Raw genomic sequence first — 17640 nt, forward strand, 5'->3', positions numbered from 1 at the left:
TTACTTAAAATCCACCACACCGCCGCTTAATTGCGGTTTTTTTGTATCTTAAAGACGAGGTTATAAATGGCAGAAGAATTCAAGTGGCGAACCCAGATACAAAATAATCCAGCGGGTGAGTTTGCTCATAATGTAAGAAAAGTGCAGTTTGGTGATGGATATTCCCAAGTTGCTGTAACTGGCATTAATTCAGAATCACAAAAGTGGCCCTTTACTTATACGGGGCATAAAGATGAAGTAATACCGATCCTCAATTTTATCAGACAGCACACAGCTAAAAGTTTTATCTGGACACCACCTTTTGGTCAGAAAGGGCTTTACAGAGTTGATGCTAGTTCTATCACTATGACGCCATTATCCCCTACAGCCTTTACGATTAATGCAACATTTGAACAGGCATTTTCAGCATGAACATTACATCAGACGTACAGAAGTTAGAACCGGGTAATCGAATTCAATTGATTGAAGTTGATGGAAGTAAATTTGGCGGTCCTGTATTACGGTTCCATGCTCACAACTTGCCGCACACAGAAGAAGAGATAGAGGCTGGTGGAGATCTTAAGTCGAAATCGATTTGGTGGCAGGGAAAAGAATATGGCGCTTGGCCTTATCAAATTGACGGAATGTCAAAATCAAGTGATGGCTCACCGCCGCGACCAAAATTAATTGTTTCGAATATTAATAGCCTTATTTCTTCTCTTTGTTTGAAATTTGAAGATATGTTACAGGCAAAAGTAACGATATTTGAAACATTTGCACACTATCTTGACGCGAAAAATTTCACAAAGGGCAATCCAACGGCTAATCCTGACGAGTGCTTTAAGCAAGTCTTCTATATTGATACTAAAACGCATGAGATAGCCGGTGAAGTTGTAGAGTTTGAATTATCTAGCCCGTTTGATCTGCAAGGATTACGTATTCCAACTCGGCAAATCCACACAATTTGTACTTGGTGTATGAGAGGGTGGTACAGAACCGGAAACGGCTGTGGTTACACGGGTACGAAATATTTTGATAAAGACGGAAAGCTAACTGATGATCCGGCAAAAGATGAGTGTGGTGGGTTACTGTCAGACTGTAAAAAGCGGTTTGGTGAAAATAATCCTTTGGATTTCGGCGGGTTCCCGGCATCTGGCTTGATTTCGAGGTGATGATGAGAGAAAAAACTATAGCTGCAATATTTGAGCATGTGAAATCAGAATATCCCAATGAGTGTTGTGGTGTTATTGCTCAAAAAGGCAGAATAGAAAAATATTTCCGTTGCCGTAACTTATCAAAAGAACCCGCGGAACATTTCGAGTTATCACCAGAAGATTATTCCCAAGCAGAAGATTGGGGAACAATAACCGCGATTGTTCATAGTCATTGTGGTGATGGTGTGACAACGCAACCAAGTGAATTGGATTATTTGCAGTGTGATGCTACCGGGCTTCTGTGGGTTATTGTTTCATGGCCGGAGGGTGATATCAGAATGATAAAGCCGCGTGGTGACAGGCCATTAACAGGTCGTGCTTTTGTACTTGGTTATGCTGATTGTTGGTCATTAATTATGGATTACTACAAGAAAGAACATGGTTTACTTCTGCATAATTACAGTGTTGATCGTTATTGGTGGGAAGAGGGCGAAAACCTCTATATGGAGAACTGGCAGAAAGAGGGCTTTATCGAGATCATGGATAGTCCACAAGATGACGACATAGTAATTATGCAAGTACAAGCTAATGTACCCAATCATGCGGGTATTCTTGTGAACAATGGAATGCTACTTCATCACTTATATGGACAGTTAAGCCAAATTATTCCGTATAGCGATTACTGGCGTGACAGAACAGTGAAAATAGTCAGACATAAGGAATTGGTATGTTAAAAACAGTTCGGCTTTATGGCACGCTTGGAAAGCAATTTGGGCGTGAACATATAATTGCAATTGATTCACCGAAAGAAGCCATAAAAGCCTTGTGCGTGCGTTGTGATGGATTTGAAAAGTTTTTAAATGAAGCTCATTTGAAAGGGCTTGAATTTGCCGTATTTAAAGGCAAGCGAAATATTAGCAATGAAGAGCTTCACTTAACAACCAGCGAAGAAATCCGTATTGCTCCGATCATAAAGGGGAATAAGCGCGGTGGGTTCTTTCAAACAATATTGGGAGTCGCACTTATTGGTGCTGCAATGCTAACGGGGCCGGCTGGGTGGGCTGCGGCGTTTACCGCAGCGGGAACGTGGGGAGGTGCACTTGCATTGGGTGGTGCGGCTATGGCGCTGGGTGGAGTTGTCCAAATGTTAGCTCCACAACCGCCAGGTTTATCAACGCGACAAGATGCGGACAATAAACCTTCTTATGCTTTTGGTGGTGTGGTTAACACCACAGCGCAAGGTAATCCCGCTCCTGTGTTATACGGAACCCGTGAGATTGGTGGGGCGATTATTTCAGCCGGGATATATACCGAAGATCAACAGTAGTCAGCTGGCTAGGGATGGCCTAAATCTGAAACATTTTGATACACCATAGCACAATAAAAGCACAATTCGGGTTGTTAAATTTGTTGAACTGGAGGTTCAATCAGACTAATATCGCTATGGTGATATCGCAATTTGCTAACAAGACCGGCAACCATGCCCATGAGGAAAAAGGGGGTATATTATATGATGAAAAGAATTATTTGTGATGAATTCGAATGGGTTTGATCTTCAACCAAAACATACAAGTAATGAACGGGTTAAGTGAAAAGCGGAGCAAAGCCTCCGCTTTTTTAAGGGTGATGACATGGCAGCAGAAAGTTCGATTATTCTTAGTGAAAATTGGCAATATGCAACGGCTATCGCTCAAATAGTCAGTGCGTTTGCAGTAACTATCGGTGTAATTGTTGCTATATGTGCTATAACAAGTAACTCAAAAACAGCTAGAAAGTCACAGACGGCTATTTTTCTTTCTGAAAGCAGAAGTGATTTTGGTTTTTGGGATGGCCACAAGGTCATCAGGAAGATCCATGAGTCAGGTAGGTCCTTTAGGTCTTATGTCTATGACGAAGATCTAACAGAAGAGGGTACAGAAGACAGAAGGCAAATTCACTACTTTCTTAACTTCTTTGAAAGGGTCTCAGTTAACGTAAAAAATAACATTTATGATGAATGTATGTTAAAGGAAGTGCTATATAGCACGGCAGTTAAAAACTTTGAGATAGTAGAACCTTTCATAAAAGCTTTGAGGGAGAAATTTAATAGCCAAACTTATTACCAAGAATATGAGTGGCTTGCAAAAAGGTGGCAAACAGATCCATTGAAAATCAATAAAAAATAAAATAGACCCGCTTACATTGCGGGTTTTTTCATATATGCCGCTTAATTGCGGTTTTTTATTTAATCAGCCTCGCGATTTTGATCTGACCCCATAAAGTTGGACGATTAATTCAGGGGCGAAAGGGCGGTGGTGGCAAAGGGCACACGCCTGTTGAATCACCAGATAACTTGCTATCCACATCTACAGCAAAAATATTACTTGCAGTTAGCAATGGTGAGATAGCGAGTGGTTTGGATGATACAAGGATATTTTTAGATGGAACGCCGATAGGAAACAGTGATGGATCAAGAAATTTCGAGGGTGTTACATGGGAGTTTCGCCCGGGTAGTCAGCATCAAGAATATATCAAGGGAATGCCGAGTGTTGATAATGAAATCAATATAGGAATGGAACTTAAAAGTGATCAGCCGTGGATACGCTCTATTAGTAACACTCAGCTCTCAGCGGTGCGTGTCAGGTTTTCCGTTCCGCAATTATTGCAGCAGCGTGATAATGGAGATACAACGGGTTATCGCATTGAATATGCAGTAGATTTAAACACTGATGGCGCGGGATTTAACCAGGTAGTTAAAGCGGCATTCGATGGAAAAACAACATCAACTTATGAGCGCTCACATCGTATTGATTTACCCAGTGCGACAACTGGCTGGCAAATCCGTGTACGTAGACTAACGCCGAATAAAAATTCAGGTCGATATGCTGATAAAGTTAATATTCAAGCAATAGCTGAAGTTATTGACGTGAAATTACGTTATCCCAATACCGCACTTTTATTCGTTACATTTAATGCCGAACAATTTAATAATCGAATTCCCAAAATTAGTGTCCTGTCAAAAGGATTATTAATTAAAGTTCCATCAAACTATGATCCGGCTAATCGCATGTATTCTGGAATGTGGGATGGTACATTTAAATTAGCGCACAGTAGCAACCCAGCCTGGGTTTTTTATGACCTCTTATTAAGTAAGTTATACGGGCTTGGTGACAGACTGGATGCGAGCCATGTCGATAAGTGGGAATTATATAGAATCGCTCAATATTGCGATCAGTTAGTTCCAGATGGGCGTGGTGGAGAAGGAAAAGAGCCACGTTTTATGTGTGATGTATATATACAAGCACAAAATGAGGCTTATACAGTATTACGTGATTTAGCCGCTATTTTCCGCGGAATGACGTATTGGTCAGATAATAAAATTGTTGCAGTTGCTGACATGCCGCGTGATGTTAGTCGTATTTTTGCTAATGCTTCTGTAGTCAATGGAAAGTTTAACTACGGTGGTAGCAGTCAACGTAATCGCTACACCCAAGCATTAGTATCATATAGTGATCCTGGTAATCACTATAATGACGTAATCGAAGTTATTTCCGATAATAAATTGGTTCGTCGTTACGGTATTAATCAGATTGAAATAACGGCCATTGGGTGTACGCGGCAGAGTGAAACTAATCGGCGTGGGAGATGGGCTTTGTTAACTAATGCAAGTGATAGAACTGCATCATTTGCAACTGGGTTAGAGGGTAAAATACCGCTGCCTGGCGATATTATTGGCATTATTGATAGAGATCGGGCTGGCAGGGTGATTGGTGGCCGTATTGGTGCTGTATCAGGTCGTAACATTACTCTAGACAGAATTGCTGATGCTAAGGCGGGTGATCGACTGTCAGTTAATTTGTCATCCGGCAAATCAGAAGCAAGAACGGTACAAGCAGTTAACGGCAAAGTCGTTACTGTCACTACAGCATATTCGGAAATGCTACATTCACTGTAACAGAGACCAGTGCACTTGCAGAGAAGCTTAGCCTTGTTACAGCAAAAGTCGGTGAAAACTCCGCAGCTATTGAAGAGAAAGCAACAACAATTTTTAACATGAAAGGCGATGGTTCAGCAACGTGGAGCGTAAAAGCTGGCGTTAACTATAACGGTCAGTATTACGGCGCAGGCATGGTAATTGGTGCGCAAGTTAAGAACGGGAAAGTCAGTACAAATATTGGCTTTAATGCTGAAACATTCGGTGTTTTTAATCCAACGAATAACAAGCTTGAGTCTGTCTTCTTCATCAGGAACGGGCAAGTGTTCATTAAAGAAGCATTTCTGGGTACCGCTGTTATTGATGGCGCGAAAATTAAAAATGGCTCTATCACAATGGCGAAAATTGGCGACGTTATTCAGTCTGATAATTGGCCGTTGGGCGGCTGGCGGTTACCAAAAAACGGGGCATTTGAAATGCGAAGCGCATCAAATGGCGCGCGGATTATGCTTGATAATACTGGTTTGGCTGTTTATGACGCAAGTAACATACTCAGAGTAAAAGTCGGGAGAAGGACATGGGTGATATGGGGATTTATGTTAATCCAACGGACGGCGGAAAAGGTTTTTTCTTATCAGATGATAACGCGAGTGTTATTTCGTTTGTAACGAGACTAAGATTCTCGCAATATAATTAACCCGAATTCTGCTTAAGCTGTCATTGAAAACTCTTCTTCTGAGTAGAAAACTTTCAGTGATGGCTTCTTCAATTTAAGGCAGTAAGCAATCAATCCACCTAAAACGCACAACAGAAAGCCTTTTATACTTCGGTGGCGGGAATGCTCTATTTGAGAAATAGTTTTTAATTGCCCATTAATCGTTTCAATGATAAAACGCTTTGATAACATTATCTTATCCCACTCAGCTTGCAGGTGAGCTTTCATATTTCGGCGCTTTTGGGTGATGAAAGTGAGTCCCGCTTTAGCTAAGTCGTCAGCCAATTCCTGACTGAGATAACCTTTATCGCCGTACAGAGAACCCGTTAATTCTGCTGTTAACTCGCGAACAGGTTCCCGATCATCTACATTACTGGCAGTGACTTTAAGCGCCAAAATTTCTCCCTGATGATTGACAACCCGGTGTAATTTGAAACCGTAAAACCATCCCATTGAATTTTTTCCGCGCTTGGCTATCCCCACAAAGACCTGATGTCGAGGAATGCGAATGTTATGGCAGACACTCAAACAGGTGGAATCAATAAAAGCAATGCCTGTGGGTTTTCCTTTTAATTGCGTCAGATAGCTGGATAGTGGCACCAAAACGGAAGGGGCCACACTGACAAAACGGGGATAGCTGAGTAAGGTGGGAAAATCGTTGTGGTGATATTTCCAAATATGTTCTAAATAAAAATGTTTAAAATCCCGGTAATGCGACCGATGAAAAAGGATCAAAATGGTCATGATTTCACTGGGAGACATGTGACCTTGTCGGCGGCGTAAACGATGCCCGCTATCGAGACAAAATTGTTCCCATTGAGGGATGAAAAAACGGCAAAAATCATCGACATCACAGAAAATTTCAACTAAGTTGTCCATAGCCTGTTCCACCTCGGAGCTGTTTTTGGGTCTGCACCAAAACTTTGCTCCTGGAACAGGCTTCTCGTCAATTTCTTATCCAGAATTCGGGTTGATTAGACCAAATGAATAAAAAATCATAAAAAGCACATTATGATTCGTTCAGATGTGTTTTTTTATGTGAAAAATATTTTTCTGATGATGTTTTGAGGGGGAAGAGATTGTCTGAAATAGATAATGTATATTTACACAGTGGTGCCAAGGTGCCGCCATTTTGCCGCCACTTCACCATTTTCATGTCATCACAGAAATCAAAAAAGCCACCTTTCGGTGGCCTTTTCTTTTTCCTAACTCACTGTTTTACAGCAAGTTTTTATTTGGTGCCAGGGCGGGACTAGTAAATGAAAGTAATTAATTGAATATATTAAAATTATTTTTGTAATTTATTTTTATGCCCCTATTAATGCCCCTCGTTTGTTTGTGCTTGTTTATTTATCTAACTAGTTGATTTAATAAAAATCATGACTATACATACAGGCTATATATATGGTAAAGCTTAATCTTTAATGCTCAATCACAGGATACCTATTAATGCTTATGAGAGCATTATTCACCTGTATCAATGAACAGCATAAACACGTTGGTATCATGTGGCACATAAATAACATTCAGAAAATAATTTTAAGATGCAAATCACAATATTTTAAATACCAATAAGGTTGGATTTATTTTTTTGTTGCTTTCCCATTGAAAATTAAAAGAGTCTGCCCAATATGACAATCGTTCACAACAAATGCGGAGCTACAATGAGTATTCAAAGCAAGTTTAATACATTCCATAAAGCAATCAAGTTAGGTCGTAAGGATCCAGAATATAAAAATGCTCGTTCAAAGGATGATAGTATCACAGAAGATATTAAAGCTCGTTTTAAGGAAGACGGTTATCCTATCATCGAAGATTTCATTCAGGGATCACTAGCAACTCATACTGCTATTAAAGAAAAAGGCCAGGATTTCGATATAGATCGAGCAATAGTCATCGAAGTAAGTTTGGCTCCTGATAACCCAATCATACCGAAGGAAGCTGTACTAGAAGTGCTAGAAAACAGGAAATTTAAGAATGCAAAAATTAAAAAGCCTTGTGTGACAGCTGATTATAAAACAGAAAACTTGCATATCGATATACCTGTTTATCGTCGATATGAAAATGAGCAGTATGAACTTGCTATTGGTAAGAGGCATTCCGATGAAAACAATAGGGAATGGTCCACAGCAGCACCTCATGAATTAATCGACTGGATTAATCGTTCCGACAAATATGGATTTTATGAATCTGAAAAAATTGCTCAGTACCGCCGTATTGTTCGTTATTTGAAGCGCTGGAGAAATTTCAAATTTAAAGAAGAAGTACGTCAGAAAATTTTCTCCATTGGTATCGCAGTGATGGTGAAGGAACAATTTCAATCTTCAGTCAATACGGAGGGTTTTCCTGATGATTTATTAGCACTTAGGACAACGTTATATGGCATATTAAATTGTGGTGGCTATTTCACCGAAGTGGAGGAGGATATATATAAAGTCAAAGTATTACTGCCAGTCAGTCCTCGGCGAGATATTTTTTATAAAAGCAGTACTAATACTGGAACACAATTCCGTAACAAACTGAGATCACTACTGAATATTCTTGATAAAACTGCAAATGAAGAAAATGAATCAAAACAGTGTGATCTGCTTCGTAGTGTATTTGGCGAAGACTTTCCAGAATCTACATCCTCAAATTCTACAGGATCTTCGAGTGCAAAAACTGTTTTTGCAACCGCTGGAGCGGTAGGGACATCACAAGGCGCATGAACTACTCATTTATTAAGGAATGTTTAACTAACTGCGGGTACTGTGTATCCGCAGTTGCTTACAACTCCGATGAAATCAATGCACTTAAAGTTGAGCAAAAAATAGGGGATCATAAGGTAGAGTTACTCCATTTTTATGTGAGGGAGCTTTATCAAATGCCAGAATTCTTGCTCAACAAACCTTCACATTTTGATCGATTAGCCCATACTACTGTTTTTCATGATGTTAATCTTGCAACTATCTGTGTCAATGTGCCAGATTCTGTGTCTGTGAATTATGAAAAACCTGAGTTGGCTTTTATCGAATCTCTTAATAGGCATATTAGATTATTAACACGTGCGTTAATGGAACCTGAATGGAATAAACAAGAATTACTGAGAGAATTTCAGGCTGGTTGGCTGAGTATTATTGGCAATACAGAAAGTAATTTCATATGCCTATCTGAAAGTAGTGAATTAGAAATACTAAAAGTTTTAAAGCCGCGGGCGGGAGTCCAAATGGGGCTTGCTACATACTATTTGGGACATCCGGTAAATTGGTCTTCAGAGAATACAATTTCTTTGCTTGCTAACCAATTGAAAAAAAGGAATCAGGCAGATGGATTGGGTTATATCATACCACTGAATGAACTTATACCAGCTCCATGGACGGAAAATGAACTTGGTGAATGGTACTTATCAGTGTTGTCATCCTTACATGCAGATGTTTTGTTCAAACTCAAAAATCAATATAGACAACAGCGTGTCCGTGAAATTTGGGTTATTTTTAATGGTCATACCTCATCAGGAAGAACATGGTTTGGAATTCATTTTTCCCTAAAAAGTTCTGTCAATGGAAAAAAACATTTACCTTTGACTGGTGCTAATTTGCAGGATTGGAAACTTAAAGCAATAAAAGTTTCGTTATTTAACAAAGAGAGACTTATGCCCCGAAGTGGGGCTGAGCAACGCCTACAAGACAAAAAAGTGCTATTAGTAGGGTGTGGATCTGTAGGGGGGGATATCGCTGATAAACTTGCAGCATCAGGTCTTGGTCATATCACATTATGTGATATAGATTATTTTACTTTGGAAAACTTATATCGACATATTCTACCAATTAATTTTGTATCTTATCTTAAAGTTAGTTCATTGTCGGCAAGTCTGACTCACAAATATCCTTGGTTAAGTATCAATGCGAAAAACTTAACGCTATTACAATTGAGATCACGAGATTTTCTTACGAAATATGATCTCATTATAATCGCAATCGGTTCACCAACACATGAGCGACTTTTCCATGATTACTTGTTAAAAGAAAAAATTAAGGTACCGATGATTAACTCATGGGTTGAAGGTTACGGAATCGGAGGACATGCTACATTAGATATACCGAGTAAACTTGGTTGTCTACGTTGTGCATATGTAAACCCAAAAGATCTTTCAAGAGGGCTTGCATCTAATCTTAACTTTTTAAAGCATAACCAAGATATAACAAAAAATCACGCCGGTTGTGGTGATGCTTTTCTACCCTATACATATATAGCCTCAACACAAACATCATTAATTGCTGCGGATTTGGCAGTTAAATATCTACTGGAAAGAGTGAACGAATCTTCAAAAGTGAGCTGGAAAGGACAAGCTGATGAGGCTATTGATAATGGCTTCTTAGTTAGTGATAGGTATTATGCTTTTACGCGCTCGCTTGAAATTTTATCGTTATATAACAATGAATGCGATATTTGCAATGGATGATTTATCAATTGAAGTGGTTTCTTCTGAGCTTCAGGTACTTATTCCGAAAGGAGTGATAAGTATGTGGGAGAAGTATCGACAAATAGACCCAGATGCTCATGAAGCTTTCGGGGTGTTGATAGGTTCTAAGTGTATTGATTTTGCTTACTATCATATATCAGAAATCACTGAACCAAGGGAACAAGATATCCACTCAAGAAGGGGCTTCACTTTGAAAGATCCAGGACATCAGGCGATTGTTAATGCGTTATTTGAGAGTTCCGGTGGTCAGCTTGTTTATCTTGGTACGTGGCATACACATCCAGAACCTAACCCCCACGCCTCGTCGGTTGATATCAAAGACTGGAAAGCATGCTTAAAGCGTAATAAAGATCGCCTGCTTTTTTTTATAATAGTAGGTACTGAAAAAAAAGCACTTTATTATTTTGATGGGGAAATTTTTAACCGATACGAGTTTTGAGGTTATTACGATGAATAAAGAACTACTAATCCATATAGCAAAATTAATATTCAAACCGAAAGATCAACTTACACGATTAGCATTAGGTCTGTTCAAATTGGGATTGCTATCATTATTAGGTGGTTGGGGAATAAGTATTAAGTTTACAAAAGAGTTTCTGGAAAAAAATTTAAAAATAATTGAAGATATAAATGTTGGATATCAAAAGTATACAGATATTGCTTATTGCTTTGGAAGTTTGGCTTGTCTATTGGGATTGGGACTATGGTGTTATGCGGCATGGATTGCAATGAAGGATATGAATCGAAAAGATATAGTTTTAATTAGTGCCTTTGGTTTTGAAAATATAGATCCTAACTCCTCGATTAGTGGTCTTTCATATAGAGAGAAAGCAAAAATATTTTCATTGAAGTTTTCTCCTTTTGATTCGAGGAATAAAGAAAACATTATACATAAAGCTGCGTTTTTAAAGCAAAGTATTCTTGAAAGAACACAACATTCTGATGCGAGTCAGGCATATATAATCTCTTTGGGTAGTGTCCCATATCTTTTTATGATCGGAAGTTTTATGCGTGATGGACATCTACCTTTAAAGATTTTTGATTTTGACCGCACTAAAAACTATTTTCACCCATTGGATGAATTTCCTACAGGGGCGATCTTGTTAAAAAAGTATCGCGGTGCCGAAGTCCAAAAAATCTCCTCAATTCAACCAAACAATGAGGGAGTTATTGGATTAGCAATCTCATTTACCATGGAAATTCAAGATAGTGAATTGCCTGAAAGCATCATTGATCATACATTACATGTCGAACTAAGTACGGGATTTCGATTCGATAATCTCCCAGCAGAAGAAGAACAAGGAAAAATTACTAAAGAGTTAAGTTATATTATATCGGAGCTAAAACAGCGTACGAGCAGAGTTGATCTATTTATTTCTGCTCAAGCATCCTTCATATTACGATTAGGAACTTTATATCAGGAAGGTTTACATGGTGTTGTGACAGTCTGGCACTGGAATCCATCAAGCAAAAGTTATGAATGGAGTTTATCTATTAATGGTAATAAAGTTGATTGAAATGTATAGCTATAGTTAGTTAAGCTATTTTATTATAGTTCTTCTTGAGAAGATATCTATATATGCTTATCTTCTCAATAACTTTAAAATTTAAGCTTGGTTATTCTTATGACTTATTGCGAAATTTACGCTCAATAAGTTGACCATGCTTATCAAAATATCGACTAGGCCAGATTTCAGAAGGATGGATCTCAAGATAGTTAGCAATTATCCATTCGCCTTTAGGCCAGCGGGCGCGACTGTTTTGCATTTTCTGCCGAATGGCGATCAGGCGCCGAATGGCTGTAGCTGTCTTCCCGCTTCCTGCGCACGCAGTGACAGCAATTGGCCCTAACGGCGCATCTATAATGTCTATCTGTTCCTTTGATAGTTTCACGGCTTGGCCACTCCCTGACAGACATGCTGAATAGCTTTTTTAAGGTACTCAGGGACTTCAAAACCAATTTCTTTCGAAATCTGTTCAGCTAATGCCTGAGCGAATCGACCTTTCTGGATGTTGGCGTTATCTTTGCGCTCGAACATGCCACAGAACAGCGCTTTGGCTTTAGCCGTGTTGTCTGGTTGGCCATCTACGATCTGACGAAGAGCCTTTGAGATCCTTGGATGTGGGTCGGCTAATGCAGTAAGCATAGGATCGCGGTTCGCTTCAATGAGCGCCAGATCGTATTCCAGGGTTTTCAATCCGTGAAAGATCTTCACGAAATCATCTTCAAGTTTCTTCATCTTAAGGGTATTACCCGACAACCTCACCTGGTCTCCAAGCGCGGGATACACCTCTTTCCTTTTAACTTTTTTCTTTTTCTCAGCATCGCCAGCAGACTCTTCGTCATCAGGAGCGTCTGTTTCTTCTTGGTAGGCAGCCTCAGCAAGTATGTCGTCAATTTCCTCCTCACCCTGTTCGACTTCGGCCTCTTCTTCTTCAAAAGGATCCGCATCGGTCACTACAGAGACGGGAATTCGTAGGCTCTGCTCTCCAAAAAGCGGAAGGAAGGAGTCAAAATTAAGCCCCTCAACGCTAATCAGGCTGACCCCATATGACCTGAGATCAAGGTCCATCTTCTTAGCAAGCGCGTCAATCAACATTAGTTCTGCTGCACCCTCAACGAAAATCACCCGGCGAGCAAAAAACAGTTCAGCCCTGGTTACGTCCAGATACCGCTCCAGCTTTTCACGTTTTCCCTTTTCAAATTTGATATCTTGGGGGAAGAACGTCTCTACGCCAGCCTCGTTTTCGACCAGGCACACAAGGGAATCCAGCTTTGAATTACTGGCAAAATTTGGTGAATGGCTGGTAACGAACAGTTGTACAGGCTTTTCGCCTTCACCCGTTGGTATCCCTGCAAGGTAGCACAGCAGCACGCGCTGCAGCTGGGGATGCAAATGCGCTTCTGGTTCCTCAATAATCAAACCCCTAAAAGCAGAGTCAGGATTTTTGGCCAGTTCACTGAGTACTACCGCCATGAAGATCAGGTTATTGAAGCCCAATCCATTCTTCTCAATCTCCATGGCTTCAGCTGTCAGGGTCAGTCGGGAAGAGAGGCGCTGAAAATCAGTCACGCTGAGCCCAACGGTAAGCTCCTGCGCTAACTGATCACCCATCATGGAATCATGTCTGGTGGATATCGCTTTATGGGTGTTTTGAATGGACTTATTCGTTTTAAGTGTTTCGTCAAGGTCCTTTAAAGCCGTGTTGATCGTATCACGGCCTGCTTCATCGGTGAGCAAATGAAGTAAACGTGCCAACTGGCTGTTACGGTTAGGACGAAGGCCCTGTGCGGCATCGCGGAGAGGCGGGAGATAAACCCCACGAAGGTTCTCCATCATATCTGAGGTCAGTGAAACTTCCGGGTGATCGCCGCACCAGCGTCTGACTTTGAATCGTCCCGTCTTATCCACGTCGGTATACAGAACATGGATATGCGCCTCCATGACATTGTCCCCATATGGCTTGAGGGCAGCTATAAAGTCAGCTTCATCTTCAAGGCTAAGATCTCGGAAGACAAAATGGAAACTGATATCGCCAGTTGGGTCGCCTTCATGTGGACGATGCCTGTCAGAAATATCGAGGCGAGGATAAATCTCATCATGACCTGCAAGAAGCGTCCGAAGAGCATCGACCACTGCACTTTTCCCTACATTGTTTGGCCCTACCAGGACATTCAAACCAGGTTGAAATTTCAGCCTGGCCTCACGCAGTTTGCGAAAATTCTTTATCGTGAGCTCTGCAAGATACATAAAGGTCTCCATCCTATAATGCTGTTCTGAATAATAAATAACGAGAAGACGTAAAATCATTCCAACTTGAATGACCAGTCGATTATAAGCCAAATTCAGGTACTTGAGTTGCTGCCATCTTATCACCACAGGCACTAGCGAATAAGCACGTATCCATTAAATAACCACAATTAAGACCGCAAACAATATGCCTTCCTTTTAAAGCCCGGATTGAAGTGACTGGGGGCTGTCAGAAGTATTTTCTTGCGTGATCGAGGTCAAAAGGGGTAATAAAATTAGGTAGTCCCCCAAATTTGCACTATATCTTCTTATACACAAATTCTTGGCATACATGCTGGGGAATTTTTTGAACTTTATTTGCCCCTAACGATCAAGGTAGCTTAAGGTTGACCTGCGCCCAATTTGTTGACATACAATTGCTTTAGAAAGGTTCGCTTTTGGCACAGACTGTGTAAAAACCGTGATTTCATCCAACAAACATCGAGTTGGGTTGCATTTAAGCATCCGATTGGCGCTCATCACATTCACAATGTTCTGATGCAGATTGGTGGCTTGTAATATGAAGCCATTTAAAAGCAGCGTGCCTTGAGCGTTTGGGGCAGATTTTTGGTGAAACTAAGCTTACTTTATCACTTAGCTCAGACTGATGACCGCCATCAAACCGACAGTTCCCAGTAGGGTCATCATACGTTTCAGGTTGTAAGCAAGAACACTGAGGCTGATTTCAGTGCTCACATTTTTGAGGCGTTTAGTCAAAAAGTGAGTCGCTCCCATACACATTTTTATCGTGCCAAACGGATGCTCAACACTCTGTTTCCTTATCACCGGGAATTCTGGATTTTCATCCAACCGTTTTTGCATGTCATCAATAATCGATTCATGTATCCATCGTCTTATGCGACGGGGATCTTTCTTTGATGTTGTGCATTGAGATCGGATTGGGCATTCATTGCACGCTAAATTGTTGAAGTAAACATCCAGTTCTACACCTTTCTCCATGACCTTCATTCGCTTTTGTAACCTTTTACCAGCCGGACAAGTGTATACATCACTGCCGTTGTCGTACTTGAAGAGAGACTTGTTAAAAATGCCTTTGCTCTCCGAACCTGAAGTGTCAATTTGTGGCACATTCGCCGTGATGCCTTGATCATGCGCGTCTTTGATATCATTTCGACTGAAGTAGCCTTTGTCGGCTAACACTGTAATAGATTTCTTCCCCAACACCTTTTGAACTTGCTCGGCAACTAATGTCAGTTGACCTCGGTCTGTTGTCATGACGATGTCGTGGCAAACGATGAGATGGTGCTTTGTATCGACCGCCGTTTGCACGTTGTAGCAGACTTGCCTTTCCATGTGGTGTGTTTTCATCAAGCGGGCATCAGGATCCGTCTGTGATATCTGTTTGTCCGGATGCTCATTAACTTGTTTTTCGAGTGCTTTTAGCTCAACTAAGCGCTGCTTTAGCCAGGCTAATTTCGATGCTGCGACGGTCGGATCAGACTCTTTTTCGTTCTCATCTTTGGCATCCATCTGGCTTAAATATTTCTCGATACTTTTTTCAACTCGCTCGATATGAAACTGCACTTTATTGGGAGTGTAATTTTTGGATTTATTATTGACGGCTTTGAATTTACTACCATCAATAGCGAAGATGGCATCTTCAAACATGTTGAGTTGCCGGCATAACTCGACGAATTTACGGCAAACGTTTTTAATTCCCTTACCATTATCCTTTCTGAAGTTTGCAATCGTTTTGAAGTCGGGAGATAAGCGTTCAAGCAGCCACATTAACTCGACATTGCGGTTGCATTCCTTCTCCAGCCGTCGCGATGATTGAATTCGATTTAACTAACCGTAAATGTAGAGCTTGAGCATCATGGCAGGGTGATATTCAGGACGGCCAGTTGACTTGGGATTCACGCTTTCAAAACCTAAGTCGAGTAAATCTAGATGTTCAACAAAGACATCAATAACTCGCACTGGGTTATCTTCGCTAACAAAGTCGTCCATGAGTTCTGGAAAGAGCGTGGATTGATGCCTTGATTGACCAGTAATATGGTGAGACATGCCAGAATCTCCATGATTATGCTTACCAATCTGATGATACTGGACTTGACTTTGAAATTGGATCGGTAGCTAAGACCAATTGATCATAAGTACATCGTACTTAGACCAAAAGCTGATCAAGGGTTTTTACACAGTCTGGGCACTGAGCTGACTATCAGATTAAAGATAAAATAATGCAATTATGGACTGTATGAAAAGCAGACTTTGTTGGTAGTGCCAACAAAGTCTAAAAAATAATCATACACTCAGTACGTTCTGGATATTATTCAATATTATTTCCGACGTTTTTTCGCAAAATCATACGGTGTGATATGCTTTTCCCGGTTGGCATCCAGATAATCGGCCCACCATTGCACCATCAGTCTCCGTTCATCCAGATGCTTAGAGGTGTGAATATAGGCAGCTCTGACGTTTTTTCTTTCTACGTGGCTTAACTGGCGTTCGATGGCGTCATCGTTCCACAATCCCGACTCTCCCATTGCACCACGAGCCATTGTTCGGAATCCATGCCCGCAAACATCGGTTTTGGTGTCGTATCCCATGCCACGAAGGGCATTATTAACCGTGCTTTCACTCATGACCTTTTGTGGATCGTGATCGTTAGGGAACATGACTTCACAATCACCGCTCAGCTTGCGTAATGATTTGAACAAAGTGACAGCCTGATGACTCAACGGTACAATATGCTCCGTTTTCATTTTCATGCCCCGTTCAGAGAATTTAACCCCTTCAATGGCTTTTCTTGTGGCGGGGATCTTCCAGACTGCCTTTTCAAGGTCAAGTTCTTCCCAACGAGCAAATCTCAATTCATTGGAACGGACGAACGTTAATAAAGTCAGCTCGACTGCGATACGGGTGATTAAGCGTCCACGATAGCGAGAAAGTCGGCTCAAAAATTCAGGTAAACGTTCATGAGGTAGGGCGGGATGATGTTTGGATTTAACAGTGGAAAGTGCGCCAGCCATATCATTAGCCGGGTTGGAATCAAGAATATCGTTCTGGACAGCATAACGCATGATGGAAGTTACGCGCTGTTGCAGTCGCTGGGCAATGTCATGTTTTCCATCAGCATCAACAATTTTTATTGGGGCTAAAAGCTGGCTTGTCCGTAAAGTGGAAATATCAAGCCTGCCAATATGAGGAAAAATATAATGTTCGAGGCTGCGTAGAATGCGGTTACCGTGATCTTCGCTCCAGCGTTTGTTGCTGGCGTGCCAGTCACGGGCGACTTTTTCAAAGGTATGTTTTCCCTTTACTCCAGCATGTGCGTCTTTTTTCTCGGCTTTGGGATAAATACCTTGAGCAATTAGCTTTTTTGCTTCATCTCGTTTGGTGCGAGCATCAGCTAAAGAGATGGCCGGATAGACACCGAACGCCAGTCGGTCTTCTTTTTTATCAGTGGGACGGTAGTACTTCATACGCCAGTACTTCGAGCCACGCGTAGTGACTTCCAAATAGAGGCCACCACCATCGGCGAGTTTGTAGGTTTTTTCTTTGGGTTTGGCTGTTTCGATTTGTCGTGCGTTTAGTTTCATTATAAGGGGCACATTTAAAATAGAAGTGTAGGTGCCCCTGATTATGCCCCTCGGTGCATGTTG

General features: G+C 41.0%; 14 protein-coding genes and 2 pseudogenes. 11 read left to right on the forward strand and 5 right to left on the reverse strand.

From position 1 onward, the window contains the following. Positions 1 to 66: 66 nt before the first annotated feature. The 7 genes and pseudogenes from BO26_RS20115 to BO26_RS23335 all read left to right on the forward strand — a co-directional run bounded on the left by BO26_RS20115 (position 67) and on the right by BO26_RS23335 (position 5714). Positions 67 to 411: a phage tail protein gene (locus BO26_RS20115; protein WP_036774587.1), complete on the forward strand. Its 345-nt coding sequence runs from the start codon at positions 67 to 69 to the stop codon at positions 409 to 411. Continuing rightward, positions 408 to 1151 carry a phage minor tail protein L gene (locus BO26_RS20120; RefSeq protein WP_036774589.1) on the forward strand — a complete coding sequence of 248 codons (744 nt, stop codon included), beginning with the start codon at positions 408 to 410 and terminating at the stop codon, positions 1149 to 1151. Before BO26_RS20115 ends, BO26_RS20120 begins: the two co-directional genes overlap by 4 nt. A 2-nt stretch (positions 1152 to 1153) precedes the next feature. Next, positions 1154 to 1867 (forward strand): C40 family peptidase, encoded by a 714-nt coding sequence (locus BO26_RS20125; RefSeq protein ID WP_201771295.1) that lies wholly within the window; start codon positions 1154 to 1156, stop codon positions 1865 to 1867. Next, complete coding sequence (locus tag BO26_RS20130) at positions 1861 to 2460, forward strand: tail assembly protein (protein ID WP_036774593.1); 600 nt, start codon at positions 1861 to 1863, stop codon at positions 2458 to 2460. Before BO26_RS20125 ends, BO26_RS20130 begins: the two co-directional genes overlap by 7 nt. Positions 2461 to 2764: 304 nt before the next feature. Beyond that, a complete protein-coding gene (locus BO26_RS20135) occupies positions 2765 to 3298 on the forward strand; it encodes a DUF4760 domain-containing protein (protein ID WP_051691082.1) in 534 nt (177 codons plus the stop codon). A gap of 107 nt (positions 3299 to 3405) precedes the next feature. Beyond that, a pseudogene (locus BO26_RS20140) lies at positions 3406 to 5052 on the forward strand (TipJ family phage tail tip protein); the annotation flags it as partial. 83 nt (positions 5053 to 5135) lie between these two features. Continuing rightward, entirely contained in the window at positions 5136 to 5714 is a 579-nt protein-coding gene (locus BO26_RS23335) for a DUF1983 domain-containing protein (RefSeq protein WP_477707057.1), read from the forward strand. A gap of 41 nt (positions 5715 to 5755) precedes the next feature. Here the strand turns inward: BO26_RS23335 and BO26_RS20150 are convergent, their stop codons facing one another. Beyond that, entirely contained in the window at positions 5756 to 6640 is an 885-nt protein-coding gene (locus tag BO26_RS20150; protein ID WP_036774595.1) for an IS982 family transposase, read from the reverse strand. 785 nt (positions 6641 to 7425) lie between these two features. Between BO26_RS20150 and BO26_RS20155 the strand changes: the two genes are divergently transcribed. Genes BO26_RS20155 through BO26_RS20170 form a run of 4 tightly spaced genes read left to right on the forward strand, consistent with a single transcriptional unit; the run spans position 7426 to position 11740 of the window. Further along, a complete protein-coding gene (locus tag BO26_RS20155) occupies positions 7426 to 8469 on the forward strand; it encodes a nucleotidyltransferase domain-containing protein (protein WP_036774597.1) in 1044 nt (347 codons plus the stop codon). Continuing rightward, on the forward strand, positions 8466 to 10202 hold the full coding sequence (locus tag BO26_RS20160; protein WP_036774600.1) for a ThiF family adenylyltransferase: 1737 nt from the start codon (positions 8466 to 8468) through the stop codon (positions 10200 to 10202). Before BO26_RS20155 ends, BO26_RS20160 begins: the two co-directional genes overlap by 4 nt. After that, positions 10195 to 10662 carry a Mov34/MPN/PAD-1 family protein gene (locus BO26_RS20165; RefSeq protein ID WP_036774602.1) on the forward strand — a complete coding sequence of 156 codons (468 nt, stop codon included), beginning with the start codon at positions 10195 to 10197 and terminating at the stop codon, positions 10660 to 10662. Before BO26_RS20160 ends, BO26_RS20165 begins: the two co-directional genes overlap by 8 nt. A 10-nt stretch (positions 10663 to 10672) precedes the next feature. After that, positions 10673 to 11740, forward strand: coding sequence for an SAVED domain-containing protein (locus BO26_RS20170; RefSeq protein ID WP_036774604.1), 1068 nt, complete (start codon positions 10673 to 10675; stop codon positions 11738 to 11740). A 106-nt stretch (positions 11741 to 11846) separates the two neighbouring features. On the opposite strand, the gene BO26_RS24370 is transcribed toward BO26_RS20170, so the two are convergent. The 4 genes and pseudogenes from BO26_RS24370 to BO26_RS20190 form a co-directional block, all read right to left on the reverse strand. Further along, positions 11847 to 12116: a helix-turn-helix domain-containing protein gene (locus tag BO26_RS24370; protein WP_036774606.1), complete on the reverse strand. Its 270-nt coding sequence runs from the start codon at positions 12114 to 12116 to the stop codon at positions 11847 to 11849. After that, a complete protein-coding gene (locus BO26_RS20180; RefSeq protein ID WP_477707055.1) occupies positions 12113 to 14068 on the reverse strand; it encodes an ATP-dependent nuclease in 1956 nt (651 codons plus the stop codon). Before BO26_RS20180 ends, BO26_RS24370 begins: the two co-directional genes overlap by 4 nt. A 540-nt stretch (positions 14069 to 14608) precedes the next feature. Continuing rightward, positions 14609 to 16042: pseudogene (locus BO26_RS20185) on the reverse strand (IS1182 family transposase). 272 nt (positions 16043 to 16314) lie between these two features. Continuing rightward, positions 16315 to 17577, reverse strand: coding sequence for a tyrosine-type recombinase/integrase (locus BO26_RS20190; protein WP_036774608.1), 1263 nt, complete (start codon positions 17575 to 17577; stop codon positions 16315 to 16317). Between the last annotated feature and the right edge of the window lie 63 nt (positions 17578 to 17640).

The sequence above is a fragment of the Photorhabdus australis DSM 17609 genome (assembly GCF_000711895.1).
Lineage (GTDB): Bacteria > Pseudomonadota > Gammaproteobacteria > Enterobacterales > Enterobacteriaceae > Photorhabdus > Photorhabdus australis.